19 protein-coding genes are annotated in these 19,947 nt (G+C 66.7%); 13 read left to right on the forward strand and 6 right to left on the reverse strand.

What is annotated here, in order from left to right; all coding sequences use genetic code 11:
- Positions 1 to 41 precede the first annotated feature (41 nt).
- The 3 genes from ispH to rnhA are packed head-to-tail and all read left to right on the forward strand — an operon-like array spanning position 42 to position 2,419.
- Complete coding sequence (gene ispH, locus IE187_RS05270; protein WP_133189661.1) at positions 42 to 1,004, forward strand: 4-hydroxy-3-methylbut-2-enyl diphosphate reductase; 963 nt, start codon at positions 42 to 44, stop codon at positions 1,002 to 1,004.
- A gap of 3 nt (positions 1,005 to 1,007) precedes the next feature.
- Positions 1,008 to 1,958, forward strand: a complete 951-nt coding sequence (gene thrB / locus IE187_RS05275; protein WP_189675340.1) for a homoserine kinase — start codon at positions 1,008 to 1,010, stop codon at positions 1,956 to 1,958.
- Complete coding sequence (gene rnhA, locus IE187_RS05280) at positions 1,955 to 2,419, forward strand: ribonuclease HI (RefSeq protein ID WP_133189665.1); 465 nt, start codon at positions 1,955 to 1,957, stop codon at positions 2,417 to 2,419. The genes thrB and rnhA overlap by 4 nt, the downstream gene beginning before the upstream one ends.
- A gap of 10 nt (positions 2,420 to 2,429) precedes the next feature.
- On the opposite strand, the gene IE187_RS05285 is transcribed toward rnhA, so the two are convergent.
- The 3 genes from IE187_RS05285 to IE187_RS05295 are packed head-to-tail and all read right to left on the reverse strand — an operon-like array spanning position 2,430 to position 4,702.
- A complete protein-coding gene (locus IE187_RS05285) occupies positions 2,430 to 2,603 on the reverse strand; it encodes a YegP family protein (protein WP_189675341.1) in 174 nt (57 codons plus the stop codon).
- 45 nt (positions 2,604 to 2,648) lie between these two features.
- Complete coding sequence (locus tag IE187_RS05290; protein WP_189675342.1) at positions 2,649 to 3,743, reverse strand: NAD(P)/FAD-dependent oxidoreductase; 1,095 nt, start codon at positions 3,741 to 3,743, stop codon at positions 2,649 to 2,651.
- Positions 3,740 to 4,702, reverse strand: coding sequence for an alpha/beta fold hydrolase (locus IE187_RS05295; protein WP_189675343.1), 963 nt, complete (start codon positions 4,700 to 4,702; stop codon positions 3,740 to 3,742). Before IE187_RS05295 ends, IE187_RS05290 begins: the two co-directional genes overlap by 4 nt.
- 48 nt (positions 4,703 to 4,750) lie before the next feature.
- On the opposite strand from IE187_RS05295, the gene IE187_RS05300 reads away from it, so the two are divergent.
- The 8 genes from IE187_RS05300 to IE187_RS05335 all read left to right on the forward strand — a co-directional run bounded on the left by IE187_RS05300 (position 4,751) and on the right by IE187_RS05335 (position 12,748).
- Positions 4,751 to 5,233: an A24 family peptidase gene (locus IE187_RS05300; protein WP_189675344.1), complete on the forward strand. Its 483-nt coding sequence runs from the start codon at positions 4,751 to 4,753 to the stop codon at positions 5,231 to 5,233.
- A gap of 35 nt (positions 5,234 to 5,268) precedes the next feature.
- Entirely contained in the window at positions 5,269 to 6,300 is a 1,032-nt protein-coding gene (gene cpaB / locus IE187_RS05305; RefSeq protein ID WP_189675345.1) for a Flp pilus assembly protein CpaB, read from the forward strand.
- Positions 6,300 to 7,991, forward strand: coding sequence for a type II and III secretion system protein family protein (locus tag IE187_RS05310; RefSeq protein WP_189675346.1), 1,692 nt, complete (start codon positions 6,300 to 6,302; stop codon positions 7,989 to 7,991). Before cpaB ends, IE187_RS05310 begins: the two co-directional genes overlap by 1 nt.
- Before the next feature lie 18 nt (positions 7,992 to 8,009).
- Positions 8,010 to 8,651: a CpaD family pilus assembly protein gene (locus IE187_RS05315; RefSeq protein WP_133189677.1), complete on the forward strand. Its 642-nt coding sequence runs from the start codon at positions 8,010 to 8,012 to the stop codon at positions 8,649 to 8,651.
- Positions 8,651 to 9,937 carry a P-loop NTPase family protein gene (locus IE187_RS05320; protein ID WP_133189679.1) on the forward strand — a complete coding sequence of 429 codons (1,287 nt, stop codon included), beginning with the start codon at positions 8,651 to 8,653 and terminating at the stop codon, positions 9,935 to 9,937. The genes IE187_RS05315 and IE187_RS05320 overlap by 1 nt, the downstream gene beginning before the upstream one ends.
- Positions 9,938 to 10,020: 83 nt before the next feature.
- A complete protein-coding gene (locus IE187_RS05325) occupies positions 10,021 to 10,995 on the forward strand; it encodes a type II secretion system F family protein (protein ID WP_189675347.1) in 975 nt (324 codons plus the stop codon).
- A 4-nt stretch (positions 10,996 to 10,999) separates the two neighbouring features.
- Positions 11,000 to 11,998: a type II secretion system F family protein gene (locus IE187_RS05330; protein WP_133189683.1), complete on the forward strand. Its 999-nt coding sequence runs from the start codon at positions 11,000 to 11,002 to the stop codon at positions 11,996 to 11,998.
- A 93-nt stretch (positions 11,999 to 12,091) separates the two neighbouring features.
- Positions 12,092 to 12,748, forward strand: coding sequence for a helix-hairpin-helix domain-containing protein (locus tag IE187_RS05335; RefSeq protein ID WP_189675348.1), 657 nt, complete (start codon positions 12,092 to 12,094; stop codon positions 12,746 to 12,748).
- An 82-nt stretch (positions 12,749 to 12,830) separates the two neighbouring features.
- Here IE187_RS05335 and ppdK read toward each other — a convergent pair whose 3' ends face one another.
- From ppdK to IE187_RS05350, 3 genes are all read right to left on the reverse strand, one after another.
- Positions 12,831 to 15,494 (reverse strand): pyruvate, phosphate dikinase, encoded by a 2,664-nt coding sequence (gene ppdK, locus IE187_RS05340; protein WP_189675349.1) that lies wholly within the window; start codon positions 15,492 to 15,494, stop codon positions 12,831 to 12,833.
- An 80-nt stretch (positions 15,495 to 15,574) separates the two neighbouring features.
- On the reverse strand, positions 15,575 to 17,974 hold the full coding sequence (gene glyS / locus IE187_RS05345; protein ID WP_189675350.1) for a glycine--tRNA ligase subunit beta: 2,400 nt from the start codon (positions 17,972 to 17,974) through the stop codon (positions 15,575 to 15,577).
- 163 nt (positions 17,975 to 18,137) lie between these two features.
- Positions 18,138 to 19,007: a glycine--tRNA ligase subunit alpha gene (locus tag IE187_RS05350; RefSeq protein WP_133192043.1), complete on the reverse strand. Its 870-nt coding sequence runs from the start codon at positions 19,005 to 19,007 to the stop codon at positions 18,138 to 18,140.
- A 279-nt stretch (positions 19,008 to 19,286) separates the two neighbouring features.
- Between IE187_RS05350 and IE187_RS05355 the strand changes: the two genes are divergently transcribed.
- Together IE187_RS05355 and IE187_RS05360 are read left to right on the forward strand one after the other, a co-directional pair.
- Complete coding sequence (locus tag IE187_RS05355) at positions 19,287 to 19,502, forward strand: helix-turn-helix transcriptional regulator (protein WP_133189689.1); 216 nt, start codon at positions 19,287 to 19,289, stop codon at positions 19,500 to 19,502.
- Entirely contained in the window at positions 19,468 to 19,917 is a 450-nt protein-coding gene (locus IE187_RS05360) for a hypothetical protein (RefSeq protein ID WP_189675351.1), read from the forward strand. Before IE187_RS05355 ends, IE187_RS05360 begins: the two co-directional genes overlap by 35 nt.
- The last annotated feature ends 30 nt before the right edge of the window (positions 19,918 to 19,947 follow it).

Genomic DNA, 19,947 nt, shown 5'->3' on the forward strand with positions numbered 1-19,947 from the left:
GCCTTCCGCCCGCGCAAGCAATCGCGTAGGCTCCATGCCTGATGGTGCCCGCTTCCAAGCCTAGACTCGATTTGATCATCGCCGCCCCGCGAGGCTTTTGTGCCGGGGTCGACCGAGCGATTCAGATCGTCGAGCTGACGATCGAGAAATACGGCGCGCCGGTCTATGTCCGCCACGAAATCGTCCACAACCGTTTCGTCGTCGACATGCTGCGCGGCAAGGGTGCGGTGTTCGTCGAGGAATTGGACGAAGTGCCCGAGGGCGTACCCGTCGTTTTCTCGGCGCACGGCGTTCCCAAGGCGGTCCCCGACAAGGCGACCGAACGCGGCATGATCTTCCTCGATGCGACGTGCCCGCTCGTCTCGCGCGTGCATCGCCAGGCCGAGCGGCTGGTCGAGGCGGGGCGGCACATCGTGTTCATCGGCCATGCCGGGCATCCCGAAGTCATCGGCACCTTCGGCCAAGTGCCCGAAGGATCGATGTCGCTGATCGAGACTGTCGCCGATGCCGAGGCCTATGCCCCCGCCGACCCCGACAGCCTCGCCTTCCTGACGCAGACGACGCTGTCGATGGACGACACCGCCGCAGTGGTCGCGACCTTGCAGCGGCGCTTCCCGTCGATGCTCTCGCCGCGCGGCGAGGACATTTGCTACGCCACGTCGAATCGCCAGACTGCGGTCAAGGCGATCGCGCATGCGTGCGACGCAGTGCTGGTGATCGGCGCGCCCAATTCGTCCAATTCGGTGCGGCTTGTCGAAGTCGCCGAGCGCGAGGGCACGCCCGCGCGGCTGATCGAACGCGCCGCCGACCTCGACTTCGGCTTCCTCGATGGCGTCAAGACTTTGGGCATCACCGCCGGTGCGTCTGCCCCCGAACTGCTGGTGCGCGAACTCGTCGATCTGCTCGGCCAACACTATGCGGTCAGCGAGCAAGAGGTCGAGACCAAGCGCGAGACGATCATCTTCAAGCTGCCGCGCGAACTCGACGCCGCCGCCGCTGCCTGACCGATGGCTGTCTACACTCCCGTCTCGGCCGAACTGCTGGCCGCCTTCCTCGCGCGCTATGACGTCGGCGAGCTGGTCTCCTCCAAGGGCATCGCCGAGGGGGTCGAGAACACCAACTATCTCGTCGACACGACGACCGACCGCTTCATCCTGACGCTCTACGAAAAGCGCGTCGAAGGCGGCGACCTGCCCTATTTCATGGATCTGCTCGATCATCTCGCCGCAAGCGGCAATCCGGTACCACCTGCGATCAAGGACCGCGACGGCACCGCGATTCAGATGCTGGAGGGGCGCCCTGCCTGTCTGATCCAGTTCCTGCCGGGCGTATCGGTGACGCACCCGACCCCGGCGCAAGCGTTTGCCGCCGGGCAGGCGATGGGCCGGATGCACGCCGCGCTCGCCGATTTCACGCGCGAGCGCCCCAATTCGATGGGCGTCGCAACGTGGCAGCCGCTGCTCGAACACTGCGGCGCGGATCTCGATTCGATCGCGCCGGGGCTCCACGCCGAGGCAAGTGCGATGCTCGACACGGTGCTGCGCGACTGGCCGAGCGACTTGCCGACCGCGACGATCCACGCCGACCTGTTCCCCGACAACGTGCTGATGCGCGGCGATCAGGTCAGCGGGCTGATCGATTTCTATTTCGCCTGCACCGACATCCGCGCGTTCGACGTCGCGATCCTACACAGCGCCTGGTCGTTCGATGCCGAGGGCCGCTCGGTCGATCGCGCGGTCGGCGCGGCGCTGATCGACGGCTATGATGCGAGCTTTGGCCTGTCGGATGCCGAACGCGGCCAACTCAGCACGCTCGCCAAGGGCGCGTGCCTGCGCTTCTTCCTGTCGCGCGCGTGGGATTGGCTCAACACCCCGGCCGATGCGCTGGTGACACGCAAGGATCCGCTGGCCTATCTGCGGCGCTTCCAGACCTATGGAACGGACGACCTCTTCCCATGACCGATACTGCCGCCGAAATGACCCGCGTCGAAATCGCCACCGATGGCGCGTGCAAGGGCAATCCCGGCCCCGGCGGCTGGGGTGCGCTGATTCGTTCGGGCGCGACCGAAAAGGAACTGTCGGGCGGTGAAAATCCCAGCACCAACAACCGCATGGAGCTGATGGCGGCGATCGAGGGGCTCAACGCGCTCAAGCGCCCGTGCCGCGTCACGCTGTCGACCGACAGCCGCTACGTGATGGATGGGCTGACCAAGTGGATCAAGGGCTGGCAGAAGAACGGCTGGAAGACCGCCGCGAAGCAGCCCGTCAAGAATGCCGAACTGTGGCAGGCGCTGCTCGACGCCGCCAAGCCGCACCGGATCGACTGGGTGTGGGTCAAGGGCCATGCCGGCCACCCCGACAATGAGCGCGCCGATCGGCTGGCAAGCGATGCCGCGGTGCTCGCCGGGCGGCGCGGATAAGGCCTCGGCCTCAGGCCTCTTCGACCGGCGCGCCCGGGCCGTTCTTGAGCACCGACTCGATCGCGTTCTTCGCGCCGGCCTTGCTCGAATAGCCTTCGGTCCACCAGATCAGCTCGGCATTGTATTTGAACTTGGCGACGTACTCGCCGGCTTTGTTCTGCTCGATCACGAACTTATGCGCCATCATCGCTCTCCCGGATGCGCCGCAGGCATAGCGCGAATTCGGTCGTTACGCTACCGCGACGAACCGACCCGGAGCATATCGCGCGGGATCGATTCCCGCGACGCTTGGATCGGGCTCCCTGCCGAGCAGCAGCGCAGCGGCCAGGGCGGCGGCGGCCGGCGCGGTCTGGATGCCGAATCCGCCCTGCCCGGCAAACCAGAAAAAGCCCGGCGACTCGGCCGCGAAGCCATAAACGGGCAAGCGATCGGGCGCGAAACTGCGCAATCCCGCCCAGCGCCGCTCGACGCGCGTGATCGTCCAGTCGACGACATGCTCGAACCGGTCGATCGCGATCGCGACGTCGAGTTCCTCGGGCTGGGCATCGCCGGGGAGCGCTTCGGTCTCGTCATGCGGGCTCAGCCACAACCGCCCGCCGGCTTCCGGCTTGAAGTAGAAGCTTCCCGAAATGTCGGCGATGTGCGGCAACGTCTCGGGTGCGGCCGGGTCGGTCGCGAGCTGCACGACGGTGCGGCGGTACGCGGTGATCCCGATCGGCGCGACTCCGGCGCGCCCAGCGACCTGATCGGCCCAGGCACCCGCGGCGTTGACGAGGATCGGCGCGCTCACCGGCCCGCCCCCGGTCTGCACTTCCCAGCAATCGTTGCGCCGCTCGGCGCTTTGCAGCGGTGCTGCGACCAGCAGCGTCGCACCCGCGCGCTTGGCCTGGGCGAGATAATGGGCGTGCAGTGCGGCGACGTCGATGTACGTGCTGCTCGCTTCGAGCACGCCGAGCGTCCATTCGGGACGCAGGCCGAGAACGAGTGCGTGCGGGTCGACTCGGTCGAGCGCGACGCCGCTCCCGGCGAATTCGGCGAGGAACGCGTCGATCGCGGGCGCATCCTCGGCGCGGCCGATATGGAGCGACCCGAGATCCTGCAGGAACCCACCTGCCCGCAGCGCCGGCCCCGACGCCGTGGTCAGCGGCTGGATCCCCGGGCCGCCATAGGTTTCCGACCAGAACGCCGCCGACCGCCCCGTCGCGTGATAGCCCGCCACGTCCTCGGCCTCGAGCAGCACGACCGACACGAACGGCGCAATCGCGGCGGCAAGGCTCGCGCCCGCGATTCCCGCACCGACGATCGCGACATCGTAGTGCTTCATGCGCGCGGCCCGGGCGCCCGCGCCGCCAGAAAGCCGTCGATCGCGCCCAGCGCGCGATTGCGCACCGCATCGACCTCGCGGAGAATTTCGTGCGCCGATTCCACGCCGAAGCGCGCGATCTGCGCATCGGGCAGCTTTGCCGCGACGCCGTAAGCGGCCTTGGGCGCGACGAGCTGGTCGTTCTCGGGCACGACGAACAGCAGCGGCACGGAGAGCGTTTTCAACCGCGAATCGGCGCGCAACCGTCGAGTCGAGCGGAATGCCTCGATCACCCAGCGCCAACTCGGCGGGCCAAGCAGCAAATCTGGCTTGCTCGCCTGCCAGAAGAGCTCGTCTTCGTAGCGATCCTGATCGTGCGTCAGCAGCGCCTGGCGGGTTTCGGTCGTCGCAGGCTTTTCATTGCCGCGCCACGCCGGCCGCGCGGCATCGCCGATCCCGCCGAGCAGAACCGCGAGGCGCTCGCCGAGCGTCGCACCGAGCGGGCTGTGTAGCCCCAGCATCGGCGCGACCAGCACCGCCGCATCGGGCTCCGCCGCACCCTCGACCAGCGCGCGCAGCAGCAAATGCCCGCCCATCGAATGTCCGATCGCGACATGCGGCCCGCCAGTGCCAGCCGCACGCTCGGCCCGCCATTCCGCCCAGAACGCGCGGAAATCGTCGATATAGAGCTGGAAATCGTCGACGTGCCCGACATGCGGATCGGGCGACAGCCGGCCCGAGCCACCCTGCCCGCGCCAGTCGAACGAGGTGATCGACCAGCCTTGCGCCTGCCAATGCGCGAACGCCTCGAGATATTTTTCGAAGATGTCGCCGCGCCCGCCCTGGAACAGCATCCGCCCGCGCGCGGGCCCGTTCGCTGGCCAGTCGAACCGGCGCAGCGCCCAGCCATCGGGCGCGGTCCAGCGCGTGATCCGCGCCGCGGCGGGAATCGCGCGTCGATACAGCTGGGGGGAAACCATGGGTCATGGTTACGGTTTCGAAAGGCCTGTCGTCTAGGCCTTTCCCGCATGCGTGGGGATACTCTTTCGATCGTGTTGGTGGCGACATTGGCGCTGATCCTGGTTTCGGCCGGGATCCAGGACGCGCGCACGCGTGAGATCGCAAATTGGAAAAACGCCGCGATCGCACTGCTCGCGCCGTTCTATTGGTGGGCGTGCGGGCTCGCGGTGTGGCCCGACATGGCCGCGCAATTCGGGCTCGCGTTGATCGTGTTCGCGCTGTTCATCGCCACATTCCAGTTGGGCTGGATGGGCGGCGGCGACGTCAAGATGATCGGTGCGCTCGCTTTGTGGCTGCCGCTGGTGCCGCTGGTGTGGATGCTGATCGTGATGTCGCTGGTCGGCGGCGCGCTGACCGCGGTGGTGATGATCGAGCATCGTCTCCGGCGTCGGACCACCCCGGTCGAGATCCCCTATGGCGTCGCGATCGCAATCGCCGCCTTGTTCGCGCTTCGTGAACCGCTTTTTAACCACTTTGGTGTGAATGCTTAACGCGGGCTCAACTGCCCACGTTCGAAAGGTTCGAGATGGATAGTCGCAAGGTCCTATTGCTGGTGGGAGCGCTGATCGTCGCTGCGATCACCGCGTTCATGGCGCGATCGCTGATCGTCGGCAGTTCGGCGCCGCAAGCCAATGCCGTGGTCGCCGCTCCAGTGGTCGACGGGCCCGAAGTGCTCGTCGCGACCAAGGCGCTGCCGGTCGGCACGATCCTCGATGCCACCGCGCTGAAGTTCCAGCCCTGGCCAAAGGAGCTCGTCGAGAATGCCTATTTCATCAAGAAGGGCGGCTTTGACCAGCGTACGCTGCTTGGCACCGTGGTGCGCAACGCGATCACCGCCGGGCAGCCGCTGACGCAAGGCGCGCTGGTCAAGCCGGGCGACCGCGGGTTCCTCGCTGCAGCGCTCGGGCCTGGCATGCGCGCCGTCACCGTACCCGTGCAGACTCAGACGAGCGTCGCGGGCTTCGTGTTTCCGGGCGACCGAATCGATCTGATACTGACGCAGGCCGTCGTCGGCGGCGGTGATGGTCCCCCGCTCAAGGCGGCCGAGACGATCATGCGCAACCTGCGCGTGCTCGCCACCGATCAGCGCACCGACAATGGCGTCGGCGAAGACGGCAAGTCGGTCGTCCGTACGTTCTCGAACGTGACGATCGAGGCAACGCCCAAGATCGCAGAACAGATTGCCGTCGCGCAGACGCTCGGCTCGCTGTCGCTGTCGCTGCGCTCGATCGCCGACAACAACAGCGATCTCGAACAGGCGATCGCCAGCGGCAACGTCACCATGCCCGAAGACCCCAAGGCCGAAAAGGCGATGCTCACGCGCATCGCGGCCTCGCCCTCGGCGGGTGGCGGCACGATGGCGACGGGTGCCGATGTCTCGCGCTTCCAGCGCAGCTCGGTTCCGGGAAAAGTAGCCCAGGCCGGCGCTCCAGGGGCCCCTGGCATGGTCGCTCCAAGCGGCGGTTTTCCCGGGGGGGGTGCGGTACGCGCCGGGCCGATGGTCCATATCGTTCGCGGCAATGCGGTGACCGATGTCGCCGTTGAGGGGAAGAAGTGATGCGCAACCTCGGCTTCCTGCACCGCGCCGTTTCGGCGACGGTCCTGACAGCGCTGGTCGCCAGCGCACCCGCTCCGCTCCTCGCCGCAGGCGGCAAGCCACCGCGGCGAGGCTCGCCCGCCCGCCCGGCCAGCCACGCCGTGACGCATATCGGATCGGCCCCCACGGGCACCGTCCGCCCGACCAACGAGGTTACGCTGTCGACCGGCCAGGGCGAGTTGATCAATCTGCCCGCCAGCGTCAGCGACGTGTGGATCTCGAACCCGGGTGTCGCCGACGTCTATGTCAGCAACCCGCACCAGATCCATCTGTTCGGCAAGGATTTCGGCGAGTCGACGATCTTCGCGACGAGCGCGAGCGGTGCTGTGATCTACGCCGCCAACATCCGCGTCAGCCAGAACCTGACCTCGATCGACCGCATGGTGAAGCTCGCCATGCCCGACAGCGACATCCGCGTCACCACGGTCGGCCAGATCGCGGTGCTGACCGGCACCGTCGCCTCGCCCGAGGACAGCGCCCAGGCACAGCGGCTGGTGAGCGGCCTGCTCAACCCCGGCGTCGTGCCAGGGGCCGAGACCGGGCTCAAGATCGGCGTGATCAACCGGCTGCGCGCGGCGACTCCGCTGCAAGTCAATCTGCAAGTGCGGATCGCCGAAGTCAGCCGCAGCTTCGTCAAGAATATCGGCGTCAATCTCGCCAACCGCCAGATCGGCAGCGGCGCGATCTTCAACCTCAATCAAGGCCGCGCCGCATCCATCACGACCGTCCCTGGCGTGCCCGGCGATCCGACGCTGATCGCGAGCGGCCTGAAGCCCGGCCAGACGCAATTCGCCTTCCCGGCCGCGACCGGCATGGGCACTGCGCTCGGGATTGCGGGCCGCGCGTTCGGCATGGATCTGCTCGCTTCGCTCGATCTGGGCGAACGCGACGGGCAAGTCTCGACGCTCGCCAATCCGAACATCACCGTGATCTCGGGCGAGACCGGCTCGTTCCTGGCCGGCGGCGAATTCCCGATCCCGATCTCGCAGGGGCTCGGCGCGGTGTCGGTCGACTACAAGCAATATGGCGTCAGCCTGTCCTACACGCCGACGGTGCTCTCCGACGGGCGCATCTCGCTCCACGTTCGCCCCGAAGTGTCGCAGCTGTCGTCGCAAGGCGCGGTCACGCTGTCGGGCGTCAGCATCCCCGCGCTGACGACGCGCCGCGCCGAAACGACGGTCGAGCTCGGCTCGGGCCAGAGCATGATGATCGCCGGGCTGTTGTCGAACAACCACAACAACTCGATCGACAAGGCGCCGGCGCTCGGCGACATGCCCGTCGTCGGCGCGCTGTTCCGCTCGAACGCGTTCCAGCGCAACGAGACCGAGCTGGTGATCGTGATCACGCCGTATCTGGTCAAGCCGGTCAACGCCGCCGACATCGTCCTGCCGACCGATGGCTACAAGGCGCCGACCGATCTCGGCCGCGTGTTCATGGGGCAGTTGGGAAGCGGCACCACCGGCGGCGATCGTCCCAAGCCGACAATGGCCCCGCGCGACCCGCTGCAGCCCGCCTTCCAGGCCGCGCTGCAAGTGCCGCAGCGCGCGCCTTCGGCACCGGGTGATCGCGACAGCGCACCGCTGCCCGCTCTTCCCGCACCCGCGGGCAAGCCCAAAAGGGGCGCCAATGTCGCGCCCGGTTTCAGCAACTAAGGCCGGAGGAACATGATCATGTTCAAGCGCAGTCTCTTGATCGCGACCACCCTCGCCCCCGCGTTGCTCGTCGGCGCATGCGCCGGCACGCAGAATCGCGGGCTCGAATCGGTCCACCAGCCGGTCGTCAGCCGCAGCGACTATGCACTCGACGTCGCGACCAGCGGCGGTGACCTAGCCCCCGGCGAAGAACAGCGTCTCGCCGGCTGGATGGCCTCGCTCCGCGTCGGCTATGGCGACCGAGTCGCGATCGACGATCCCAACCCCTACGGCGCTGGCGTGCGCGAGGCGGTGGCGCGCCAGGTGGCGCATTACGGCTTGCTCGTCTCGGACGACGCGCCCGTCACCAACGCGCCGATCACCGCGGGCACCGTCCGTGTGGTGGTGACGCGGATGAAGGCGAGCGTGCCCGGTTGCCCCGATTTCAGCCGTGATAGCTCGACCGATTTCGAGGCGAACACGTCCTCGAATCATGGCTGTGCGAGCAACGCGACGCTCGCTGCGATGATCGCCAACCCAGCCGATCTCGTGCTCGGCCAGACGGGCAACGGCGTCGCCGATCAGTCCGCTTCGGCAAAGGCGATCGACAGCTTCCGCAAGGCCCCGCCGAGCGGCGCCGGCGGCACCACCATCAAGGCCGAAAGCGCCGGAGGCAAATAATGAACGCACCGTTCAATCCCGGCCGGATGGGTCTTCGCGATCCCTTCTCCGCTTATGTCTGCGACGAGACCACCGCCGAGACGCTACGGCCGATCGTCACCGAAATGGGCTGGGCGCCCGAAAAGGTGAACAAGGGCGGCCTGCGCAACGCGGTGCAATCGCTCTCGGTCTCGGCCTCGCCGCAGATCCTGTTCGTCGATCTCTCCGAAAGCGGCGACCCGCTCAACGACATCAATGCGCTCGCCGAAGTGTGCGAGCCCGGCACCGTCGTGATCGCGGCGGGCCAGGTCAACGACGTCCGGCTCTATCGCGATCTCGTCGTCAGCGGGATCCAGGATTATCTGCTCAAGCCGCTCAACCCCGACATGCTGCGCGAGGCCTTCACCAACGCGCAGGCGATCCTCAACGCGCCGAAAGCGGTCGAGGCGGGGACCGAGCGTCCGCATATCTCGACCGCGTTTATCGGCGCGCGCGGCGGCGTCGGCGCGTCGAGCCTGGCGACCTCGGTCGCCTGGGTGCTGAGCGAAAAGGGCGCGCGGACCACGGCGTTGCTCGATCTCGACGTGCATTTCGGCACCGGCGCGCTGTCGCTCGATCTCGAGCCCGGCCGCGGCCTGACCGACGCGATCGAGAATCCCAGCCGTATCGACGGCCTGTTCATCGAACGCGCGATGGTCAAATCGAGCGAGCGGCTGTCGGTGCTGTCGGCCGAGGCGCCGATCAATTCGCCGCTGATGACCGACGGATCGGCCTTCTATCAGTTGCAGGAGGAAATGCGCGCCGCGTTCGAATGCACCGTGGTCGATCTGCCGCGCACCATGCTGGTCCAGCATCCGCACTTGATCTCGGACATTCAAGTCGCGGTGATCGTCACCGAACTGACGCTGGCGGCCGCCCGCGACACGATCCGGCTGCTATCGTGGATGAAGTCCAACGCGCCGCAGACGCAAGTCGTGGTCGTCGCCAACCGCGTCCAGCCGGTCGCGCAGCTCGAGATCAGCCGCAAGGACTTCGAGGGGTCGATCGAGCGCAAGATCGATTTCAGCATCGTGTTCGATCAAAAGCTCGCGGCGCAGTCCGCCAAGCTCGGCAAGCCGTTTGCCGAGGCGGGCAAGGGTTCGAAGACGATCCTGCCGATCATCGACCTCGCGACCAAATTGATGGCGGTCGGCGATTCGGCCGAGTCGATCGATACCGGCGGCAAGAAGAAACCTGCCGCCAAGGGCACTTCGCTCGTCGGCAAATTCGACTTCAAGGCGCTGGTGTCGCGCAAGAAGAAGGCGTGAAGCCACGCCGATGTCGGTTTTTGGGTCAGTTTTTGGGGGCGCCGTAAACGCCGTCGTAACGAAGCGGAGCGCTTGATAGGCTCATGGACTTGATGCCCATTCTTTCGCTGGGTGGCGGCGCGCTGATCATGCTGATGCTGGTCGCGTTCGCCTTTGCCGGCCCCTCGCCCGAACGCGCTCGAACGCGGCGTGTCGCGGCGATGCGCGCGCGTCACGGCGATTCGGCCAATACGCTGGTCGACGCCCAGATGCGCCGCATCTCGTCGCTGCAAGGCACCAAGATGGATGCTGCTGCGGCGCGCTTCCTGCCCCGCCCTGCCCTGCTCAAGAAGCGGCTGGCGATGACGGGCAAGACCTGGACCGTCGGCCAATACGGCATGGCGACGATCGGCATCGTGATGGGCGTGACGATCCTGCTGTCGATCATCGGGTTGCCGGTGCTGCTCGGGCTGCTGCTCGGCGTCGTGATCGGGGGTGGCGTGCCGCACATGGTCGTCGGCTTCTTCATCAAGCGCCGCATCGCGCAATTCACCAGCAAGTTTCCCGATGCGATCGAGCTGCTCGTGCGCGGCCTGCGCTCGGGCCTGCCGATCACCGAGACGATCGCGGTCGTCGGCGCCGAGGTCGACGGTCCGGTCGGCGTCGAGTTCAAGAGCATCACCGACAAGATGAAGATCGGCCGGACGATGGACGCCGCGCTGCAGGAAACCGCCGACCGGCTCGGCACGCCCGAATTCCAGTTCTTCGTCATCACCATCGCGATCCAGCGCGAAACGGGCGGCAATCTAGCCGAAACGCTCGCCAACCTCGCCAATGTGCTGCGCATGCGCAGTCAGATGAAGTTGAAGATCAAGGCGATGTCGTCCGAGTCGAAGGCGTCGGCCTATATCGTCGGATCGCTGCCGTTCATCGTGTTCGGGATGATCTGGATGATCAACGGCAGCTACATGCAGAACTTTTTCGTCGACCAGCGGCTGATGGTCGTCGGCGGCGGAGGGCTTCTCTGGATGGGGCTTGGCGCGTTCATCATGAGCCGCATGGTCAATTTCGAGATCTGATGCGATGACCCCACTCGATCATCCCGCTGGCCCCGTCATCCTTGGCGTCAACGTCTTCACCGTCGCGACCTTCCTCGCCGGCATCGCGGCGTTCATGGTGCTGCTCGCGGTCTATGCCGCGACCACTGCGCGCGACCCGATGACCAAGCGCGTCAAGGCGCTCAACGACCGGCGCGAGCAGTTGAAGGCGGGCATTACCGCCTCGACCAAGCGCCGCGCCAAGCTCGTCACCAAGAACGAGACGACCGACCGGATCAAGGCGCTGCTGTCGGGCCTCAAGGTGCTTCAGGACAGCCAGGTCAAGGCGGCGCAAGTCAAGCTGATGCAGGCCGGCATCCGCTCGAAGGAATATGCCGTCGCGGTGATCTTCGGCCGGCTGATGCTGCCGCTCACCTGGGGCGTGTTCGGCGTCTATGTCGTGTACGGCACCGAGATGTTCGCCGGCTGGACGCCGTGGAAGGCGTACGCGCTGGTCGCGATGAACTTCGTGCTGTCGTACAAGGCGCCCGATATCTACCTCAACAATCTCGTCACCAAACGCTCCCAGGCGATCCAGAAGGGCTTGCCCGACGCGCTCGACTTGCTGGTGATCTGTGCCGAAGCGGGACTCACCGTCGACGCCGCGTTCAACCGCGTCGCGCGCGAACTCGGCCGCGCCTATCCCGAACTGGGCGACGAATTCACCCTCACCGCGATCGAACTCGGCTTCCTGTCGGAACGGCGCCAGGCGTTCGAGAACCTCGCCCAGCGCGTCAAGCTCGACGCGGTCAAGGGCGTCGTCACGACGATGATCCAGACCGAGAAATACGGCACGCCGCTGGCGTCTGCGCTTCGCGTGCTGTCGGGCGAGTTCCGCAACGAACGCATGATGCGCGCCGAGGAAAAGGCCGCTCGCCTCCCCGCGATCATGACGATCCCGCTGATCCTGTTCATCCTGCCGACGCTGTTCGTCGTCATTCTCGGCCCGGCGGCCTGCTCGATCTCCGACGCGTTCAACCACTGACGACCGCGGCGGCAGGGGTGCCGGCAAGCGCCCTTGCCGCACGACGCGGTTACCGGCATTTTATCCCGCGACGTTCTGTCGAGGGATCAGGCCATGCTGTTTACTACATCGGAGCAGTTCGTCGTATTGACGATCGTGCTGTTGAGCGGGTGGCTGATCGGGTTTGCCAGCGCACCGAATGCCGCCAAATGGAAGCGGCGCGCGCGGGCGCAGGCCGACAGCTACGCGGCCTATCACCGCGATGCCGAGGACAAGCTCCGCGCGGCACAGCAGCGCGCGACCGACCTGAAGGACGAACTCGCGTCGCTCCGCGCCGACCATGCCGACGCCGAGCAGGCGATCGCGCGGCTGCGGAGCGGCGCGAAGCACGATGTTGCACCAGAGGTCGTGCCGGCGGCGGTTGCGCCGCCCCACGAGCCTGTTGTCAAAGCGGACAACGGCATCCCCCACGCCAGAGTCGATCCGCGCCCAGGGCGCGAGGATCTGACGCGGATCCGCGGGATCGACGCGTTGCTTGCGACGCGACTGTTCAGCCTCGGCTTGGTGCGGTTCGAGGATATCGAGAAGCTCTCGGCCGCCGACGAGATCGCGCTCGAGCAGCGGCTCGCGTTGCCCGCAGGGCTGATGGCGCGCGACGAATGGCGCGCGCAGGCTGCGGCGCTTCGCGCCGGATCGGCGGATGCGCCGGGGGAACACGTCGAAACGGGCGCACTGCAGGCGCGTGAGGTACCGCCTCCACCGTCAGCCTGAAGAAGGCTGGCGGCGCCCCTCCCCCGCTATGCGGAGGAGGGTTTCGGGAGCATGGCGCGCAACGCGGTGCGGCCGAGCCCGCTCAGCCCTGTTTTGCCAGCGCCGCCTGCGCCGCTGCCAGCCGCGCGATCGGCACGCGGTACGGCGAGGCCGAGACGTAGTCGAGCCCGGTCGCCTCGCAGAACGCGATGCTCGCCGGGTCACCGCCATGCTCGCCGCAGATGCCGAGCTTGATGCCGGGGCGCGCCGCGCGACCGCGCTCTGCCGCCATCCCGATCAGCTGCCCGACGCCCTCGACGTCGAGCGAGACGAACGGGTCGCGCGCGTAGATGCCGCGCTCGACATAGGTGGTGAGGAAGCGCGCGGCGTCGTCGCGGCTGACGCCCAAAGTGGTCTGCGTCAGATCGTTGGTGCCGAACGAGAAGAACTCGCCGATCTCGGCAATCTCACCCGCCATCAGGCAGGCACGCGGCAGCTCGATCATCGTGCCGACGAGATATTCGATGCGTTGCCCCTTGTCGGCGAACACGGCCTCCGCCGCCTTGTCGACCACGGCCTTCATCAGCTCGAGCTCGCGCGCGGTGCCGACGAGCGGGATCATCACCTCGGGGATCGGTGCCGCGCCCGATTTGACCGCGACCTCGATCGCCGCCTCGAAGATCGCGCGCGCCTGCATCTCGTAGATTTCAGGATAGGTCACGCCGAGGCGGCAGCCGCGATGGCCGAGCATCGGGTTGAACTCGTGGAGCTCGGCAGCGCGACGCTTGAGCACGTCGATATCGATCCCCGCCGAGCGCGCGACCTCGGCGAATTCGGCTTCCTGGTGCGGCAGGAATTCGTGGAGCGGCGGATCGAGCAAGCGGATCGTGACGGGCAGGCCCGCCATCACCTCGAACAGCTGGACGAAATCGCTGCGCTGTGCGGGCAGCAGCTTGTCGAGCGCGGTGCGGCGGCCGGCTTCGTCCTCGGCGAGGATCATCTGGCGCACGTCGGTGATGCGTTGCGCATCGAAGAACATGTGCTCGGTGCGGCACAGACCAATGCCCTCGGCACCGAACTCGCGCGCGACCTTGGCGTCGAGCGGGGTCTCGGCATTGGCGCGGACTTTCAGGCGGCGCACGCCGTCGGCCCACACCATCAATGCGGCGAAGTCGCCCGACAGTTCGGGTTGCACGGTCGGCACTTCGCCCGCCATCACTTCGCCGGTGGTGCCGTCGATCGTGACGAGATCGCCCTCGCGGATCGTCCGGTCGCCGACCTTCATCACGCCGGCCTTGGCGTCGATCGAGATCGAGCCAGCGCCCGAAACGCACGGCCGCCCCATGCCGCGCGCGACGACGGCGGCGTGGCTCGTCATCCCGCCGCGCGCGGTCAGGATGCCGCGCGCCGCGTGCATGCCGTGAATGTCCTCAGGCGAGGTCTCCGTGCGGATCAGGATCACCGAGTCGCCAGCATTCGCGCGCTTCTCGGCGGTGTCGCTGTCGAACACCGCTTGCCCCGATGCCGCGCCGGGCGATGCGGGCAGGCCCTTGGTCAGCACGTCGCGCGGCGCCTTGGGGTCGAGCGTCGGGTGGAGCAACTGGTCGAGCGCGGCAGGATCGATCCGCTGGACGGCTTCCTCGCGCGTGATCAGCCCTTCCTCGGCCATGTCGACCGCGATCTTGAGCGCGGCCTTGGCGGTGCGCTTGCCCGAGCGCGTCTGGAGCATCCACAGCTTGCCCTGCTGCACGGTGAATTCGATGTCCTGCATGTCGCGGTAATGCGTCTCGAGCAGGTCGAACACCTTGGCGAGCTCGGCGAACACCACCGGCATCGCTTCTTCCATCGACAGCGGCTTGGCACCCGCCGCCTCACGCGCCGCGGTGGTGAGGTATTGCGGGGTGCGGATGCCGGCGACGACGTCCTCGCCCTGCGCGTTGATCAGGAATTCGCCGTAATACGCGCGGTCACCCTTGGCGGGGTCGCGCGTGAAGGCGACGCCCGTTGCTGAGGTGTCGCCCATGTTGCCGAACACCATCGCCTGGATGTTGACCGCGGTGCCCCACGATGCCGGGATGTCGTTCAGGCGGCGATAGACCTTGGCGCGCTCGGACTGCCACGAGCCGAACACCGCGCCAACGGCGCCCCACAGCTGATCGTGGACGTCCTGCGGGAAGGGCTTGCCCCACTGCTTTTCAACGAGCGCCTTATATTCGGCGACCAGCGTGCGCAGATCGTCGGCGGTGAGGTCGGTGTCGAGGAAGTAGCCGCGGTCTTCCTTGGCGATTTCGAGCGCTTCCTCGAACGCGTCATGGTCGAGCTCGAGCACGACGTCCGAATACATCTGGATGAAGCGGCGATAGCTGTCCCACGCGAAGCGCGCGTCGCCGCTCGTCGTGGCGAGGCCCTCGACGGTCTGGTCGTTGAGGCCGAGGTTGAGCACGGTGTCCATCATGCCCGGCATCGAGGCGCGCGCGCCCGAGCGGACCGAGACGAGCAGCGGATCGGCGGCATTGCCGAAGCGCTTGCCCGTCACGCCCTCGATATGCGCGATCCCGGTGGCGACTTCGTCGCGCAGGCCTTGCGGAAACTGCCCGCCTTCGTCGTAATAGACCGCGCAGAAATCGGTCGAGATGGTGAAGCCCGGCGGCACCGGCAGGCCGATCGACGCCATCTCGGCCAAGTTCGCGCCCTTGCCCCCCAGCAGGTTGCGATCGCCCTTGCCGCCGTCCGAAACGCCGCCGCCGAACCGATATACGTACGTCATGGATATTCCCTACTCAGTGCCTGGGTTTTCGCTGGGGAGGCGTCGGCAAAAGTCGCGGTATGATCACATCATCGCGGGGGCTAGCCCTCGATCTTCGAGAAGTCGGCCACGTTGTGCACCGCAGCACGAACGCGATCAAGCAGCCCGAGCCGCGCCGTGCGCTTGGCGGGTTCGGGGTCGTTGACGATGACGCTTTCGAAGAACGCGTCGATCGGGGCGCGCAGCGTCGCGAGCGCGGCCATCGCGGCTTCGAAATCCTCGCGCGCGATCGCTGCGGAGGCTGCCGGTTCGGCCGCGTCGAGCGCCGTGGCGAGTGCGGTTTCGGCAGGTTCTGGCGTGTAGGACGGTGCAGTGTGCGAACCCGCGCTCTCTTCAACCGTCACCCCAGCGAACGCTGGGGTCTCGTGGTTCTCCGGGTGCGCGCCCGCCGCGGAGACCCCAGCTTTCGCTGGGGTGACGGCCGGGGCGGACGTGCCGAAGCCCTCCTTCTTCAGGATATTCGCCGCGCGCTTGTACCCGGCGAGCAGGTTCGCCCCATCCTCGGTCCCGACAAACCCCTGCAACGCCCGCACGCGCGCGAGCAGGCGGACGAGATCGTCCTCGCCGCCGAGCGCGAACACCGCGTCTATCAGGTCATGCCGGACGCCGGCTTCGCGTTGCTGGACTTTGAGGCGGTCTGCGAAAAAGTCGAGGAGCGCATCGACCGTTACCGGAAGACTTTCTAGCGGTTCAGGATACGCGTTGTGAGGCTGGCCCCACGCATAGGCATGTTGAATCTCAGCCCATGTTTGCGACCAAAAGCTTATGCGAACAATCTCGTGCATGTCGGGTGAAGCATCCCCAATCATGACCTGGCCCGCCAAGATTGGTCTCAACTGTATCCGAATTTGGTTCTGCTGAATGAGGCGAGCAATGCCAAGCGCTGCTCGGCGGAGCGCAAACGGGTCCTTCGAACCAGTAGGCAATTCGCCTATTTCAAAAAACTTAGAAATCGTATCCAGCTTGTCCGCCAAGCTCACCGCCACCGTCACCGGATCGGTCGGGACGTCATCGCCCTGCCCGACCGGCTTGTAGTGATCGCGGATCGCCGCGGCGACGGCGGGGTGCTCGCCTTGCGCGGCAGCGTAATAGCCGCCCATCAAGCCCTGCAGCTCGGGGAATTCGCCGACCATGCCGGTGACGAGATCGGCCTTGCACAGGCGCGCGGCGCGCTCGGCGAGGTCGGCCAGTTCCGCGCGCGACAGGTCCCCCTCCCGCTTGCGGGAGGGGTTAGGGGAGGGGCCGTCAGCACTGGCGGCGTCGGCGAGTGGAACAGGCCCTCCCGCAGCCCCTCCCGCGAGCGGGAGGGGAGCAGAAGAGGTGACGATCCCCTCCTCCACCAGCCAGCGCGCCAGCTTGGCGACACGGTCGACCTTGTCGGCGACCGTGCCGAGCTTCTCGTGGAACACGATCCGGTCGAGCTTGGCCGCCTGCTCTTCGAGCGGCACCTTGAGATCGGTCTCGTAGAAGAATTTCGCGTCGGACAGCCGTGCCGCGAGCACCTTGCGGTTGCCCTCGACGATCTTCGCGCCGCCATCGGCCGCGTCGATATTGGCGGTGCAGATGAACGCGTTCGCCAAGGCGCCGTCGGCCGAGCGGCACACGAAATACTTCTGGTTCACGCGCGCCGTCAGCTGAATCACCTCGGGCGGGACCTCGAGGAACGCCTCGTCGAAGCGGCCGAGCAGCGGCACCGGCCATTCGGTGAGGCCAGCATTCTCGCTCAGCAGCCCCTCGTCCTGCACCAGCTCGAGCCCGGCCTTGCGCGCGGCCATCGTCGCGCCGAGCGCGATGATCTGGCGGCGTTCGGCCTGGTCGACGATCACATGGCAGGCGCGGAGTTTCTCGACATAGTCGTTCGCACTGCCGATCGTGATGACGTGCGGATGGTGGAAGCGATGCCCGACGGTCGCGGCACCGCTGGTGATGCCGGCGATCTCGCAGTCGATCACGCCGTCGCCGAACAAGGCGACGATCCCCTGCAGCGGGCGAACCCAGCGCAGCGATTCCATCGTGGTCGAGGCAGCCCCCCAACGCATCGCCTTGGGCCAGGGGAAGGCGCGGACGATCGCGGGGATCGCTGCTGCCAGCACGTCGGCGGTGGCGCGGCCGGGCTTGTCGATCACCGCGAACAGGATGCCGTCGCGCTCGACGAGCTGCTCGCGCGTCAGGCCGGTCTTGCGCAGGAAGCCTTCGAGCGCTTGCGGCGGCGCGCTGGTCTTGGGGCCCTTGGTCTCTTCCGACACGGCAGCGGTCTGCGCGGGGAGATCGCGCGCGATCAGCACCAGGCGGCGCGGGGTGGCGTAGGTCTGCAGCGCGCCGGGCTGGAGGCCAGCCTTGGCGAGCTCGGCGGTGAAGAGCTTGGCGAGATCCTCACGCGCGCGGTCCTGCATACGCGCGGGGATTTCCTCGGAGCGCAGCTCCAGCAGAAAGTCCGTCATGCGCGCACCCCGTCAGCGATCGAAACGCGCAGGCGCGAAGACGCGAAGAAACTCTTCTTCTCCGCGTCTCCGCGTCTCCGCGTGAACAAGAAATTTGGTTCTCGCGGAGACGCGGAGACGCGGAGAGACGAAGGAAGAGGCAGAGTGCCTGCGGCGCCGAGCATCACGCGGCACTCCACGCGGGATATTCGGCCTTCCAGCCCTCCGCATTCTTGTCCATCCACGCCTGGCAGCTGCCCTTCGCGAGATCGCGCACGCGGCCCATATAGGCCTGGCGCTCGGCGACCGAGATCACCCCGCGCGCCTGGAGCAGGTTGAACACGTGGCTCGCCTTGATCGCTTGCTCGTAGGCCGGGATCGGCAACTTGGCGGCGAGGCTGTTCTCGCACTCGGCGACATGCTTGCGGAACTGGTCGAACAGGCTGTCGGTGTCGGCGACCTCGAAGTTCCAGGTCGACATCTCGACCTCATTCTCGTGGAACACCTCGCCGTAGGTCACGCCGGCATCGTTGAACGCCAGGTCGTAGACGTTGTCGACATTCTGCACGTACATCGCGAGCCGCTCCAACCCGTAGGTGAGCTCGCCCGCGACGGGCTTCATGTCGAAGCCGCCCATCTGCTGGAAATAGGTGAACTGGGTGACTTCCATCCCGTCGCACCACACTTCCCAGCCCAAGCCCCACGCGCCGAGCGTCGGACTTTCCCAATCGTCCTCGACGAAGCGGATGTCGTGGACCAGCGGGTCGATGCCGATCGCCGCGAGGCTGCCGAGATACAGCTCCTGCAGGTTCGACGGGCTCGGCTTCAGGATCACCTGATACTGATAGTAATGCTGCAGCCGGTTGGGGTTCTCGCCATAGCGGCCGTCGGTGGGGCGGCGGCACGGCTGGACGAAGGCGGCGTTCCACGGCTTGGGGCCGAGCGCGCGCAGCGTCGTGGCGGTGTGGAACGTCCCCGCCCCCATCTCCATGTCATAGGCCTGGAGGATGAGGCAGCCATGCTGGCTCCAGTATTCGTGGAGCTTGAGGATCATGCCCTGGAAGCTGAGGGGTCTGTCGGTCACGATGTCGGTCACGGGGGGGGCTTTGGCGCAGGGCGACGGGAATTTCAACCAGGGGTTGGGCTTTGCTGCCCCCGGTCAGCCTGCACTGACCTTTTGTAAGGGCTTCTTGACATGGACACGACTCACTGTCATTTAGTCAAGGACAGCTGACAGAGTGTCAGTGTCGCATGATGGAGGGACCGATGTACGATCATCCAGCAAGCCCGACTTCGCCGCTCGCTTGACGATGCGGCTCCGATGGAAACCAATATGAAGAACCGCTTGAAGGTGCTGCGCGCCGAACGCGACTGGAGCCAGGCCGAGCTCGGCGGCCGGCTCGGCGTATCGCGGCAGGCGGTCAACGCGATTGAAACCGGCAAATACGATCCGTCGCTGCCGCTCGCGTTCAAGCTGGCGCGCCTGTTCGAAATGCCGATCGAGGAGATTTTCGATGACCAGACCGAAGATAGCCATGCCGCAGAATGACATCGGCCCCGGCGAAGCCGCCGATCGCGCGCGCTCGCGCCGCACGTTCATCACCTTCGCCGTGCTCAGCGTGCTCGGCGGTGCGGTCGGTTTCACTGCCGCGCTGATCGAGCCGCACGAGGCGACGCTAACCACCGGCGGCTCGCTGCCGGCGTGGTTCGCAATCCTTGCCGCGGCGCTGCTGATCGGCGCGGTGACGGCAGGCAGCCTCGTCTATTACCGCACGATCGACGAGCTCCAGCGGCTCGACAATTACTGGGCCGCGACGATGGGCGCCAACGTGCTGCTGATGGCCTATCCCGTCTGGCTGATCCTCTGGAAGGGCGGCCTCGTCCCCGCCCCAGATGCGATGACGCTGTATCTCGCGGTGCTGGTCTCGACCGGCCTCGCTTATGCCTGGCGCAAGCTGCGCTGACCTCGCCACACCTTTAAGAAGGATCGAACC

It is taken from the genome of Sphingomonas glacialis (assembly GCF_014653575.1).
Classification (GTDB): domain Bacteria; phylum Pseudomonadota; class Alphaproteobacteria; order Sphingomonadales; family Sphingomonadaceae; genus Sphingomonas; species Sphingomonas glacialis.

Coding starts and splice junctions, on each gene's coding strand:
- IE187_RS05290 (WP_189675342.1), bottom strand. CDS start 3,743: ATGAAGCACTACGATGTCGCGATCGTCGGTGCGGGAATCGCGGGCGCG.
- IE187_RS05295 (WP_189675343.1), bottom strand. CDS start 4,702: ATGGTTTCCCCCCAGCTGTATCGACGCGCGATTCCCGCCGCGGCGCGG.
- IE187_RS05355 (WP_133189689.1), top strand. CDS start 19,287: ATGAAGAACCGCTTGAAGGTGCTGCGCGCCGAACGCGACTGGAGCCAG.
- IE187_RS05320 (WP_133189679.1), top strand. CDS start 8,651: ATGAACGCACCGTTCAATCCCGGCCGGATGGGTCTTCGCGATCCCTTC.
- IE187_RS05335 (WP_189675348.1), top strand. CDS start 12,092: ATGCTGTTTACTACATCGGAGCAGTTCGTCGTATTGACGATCGTGCTG.
- IE187_RS05360 (WP_189675351.1), top strand. CDS start 19,468: ATGACCAGACCGAAGATAGCCATGCCGCAGAATGACATCGGCCCCGGC.
- IE187_RS05315 (WP_133189677.1), top strand. CDS start 8,010: ATGTTCAAGCGCAGTCTCTTGATCGCGACCACCCTCGCCCCCGCGTTG.
- rnhA (WP_133189665.1), top strand. CDS start 1,955: ATGACCGATACTGCCGCCGAAATGACCCGCGTCGAAATCGCCACCGAT.
- ispH (WP_133189661.1), top strand. CDS start 42: ATGGTGCCCGCTTCCAAGCCTAGACTCGATTTGATCATCGCCGCCCCG.
- cpaB (WP_189675345.1), top strand. CDS start 5,269: ATGGATAGTCGCAAGGTCCTATTGCTGGTGGGAGCGCTGATCGTCGCT.
- IE187_RS05350 (WP_133192043.1), bottom strand. CDS start 19,007: ATGATCCTCAAGCTCCACGAATACTGGAGCCAGCATGGCTGCCTCATC.
- IE187_RS05310 (WP_189675346.1), top strand. CDS start 6,300: ATGCGCAACCTCGGCTTCCTGCACCGCGCCGTTTCGGCGACGGTCCTG.
- IE187_RS05285 (WP_189675341.1), bottom strand. CDS start 2,603: ATGGCGCATAAGTTCGTGATCGAGCAGAACAAAGCCGGCGAGTACGTC.
- IE187_RS05325 (WP_189675347.1), top strand. CDS start 10,021: ATGGACTTGATGCCCATTCTTTCGCTGGGTGGCGGCGCGCTGATCATG.
- IE187_RS05300 (WP_189675344.1), top strand. CDS start 4,751: ATGCGTGGGGATACTCTTTCGATCGTGTTGGTGGCGACATTGGCGCTG.
- ppdK (WP_189675349.1), bottom strand. CDS start 15,494: ATGACGTACGTATATCGGTTCGGCGGCGGCGTTTCGGACGGCGGCAAG.
- IE187_RS05330 (WP_133189683.1), top strand. CDS start 11,000: ATGACCCCACTCGATCATCCCGCTGGCCCCGTCATCCTTGGCGTCAAC.
- thrB (WP_189675340.1), top strand. CDS start 1,008: ATGGCTGTCTACACTCCCGTCTCGGCCGAACTGCTGGCCGCCTTCCTC.
- glyS (WP_189675350.1), bottom strand. CDS start 17,974: ATGACGGACTTTCTGCTGGAGCTGCGCTCCGAGGAAATCCCCGCGCGT.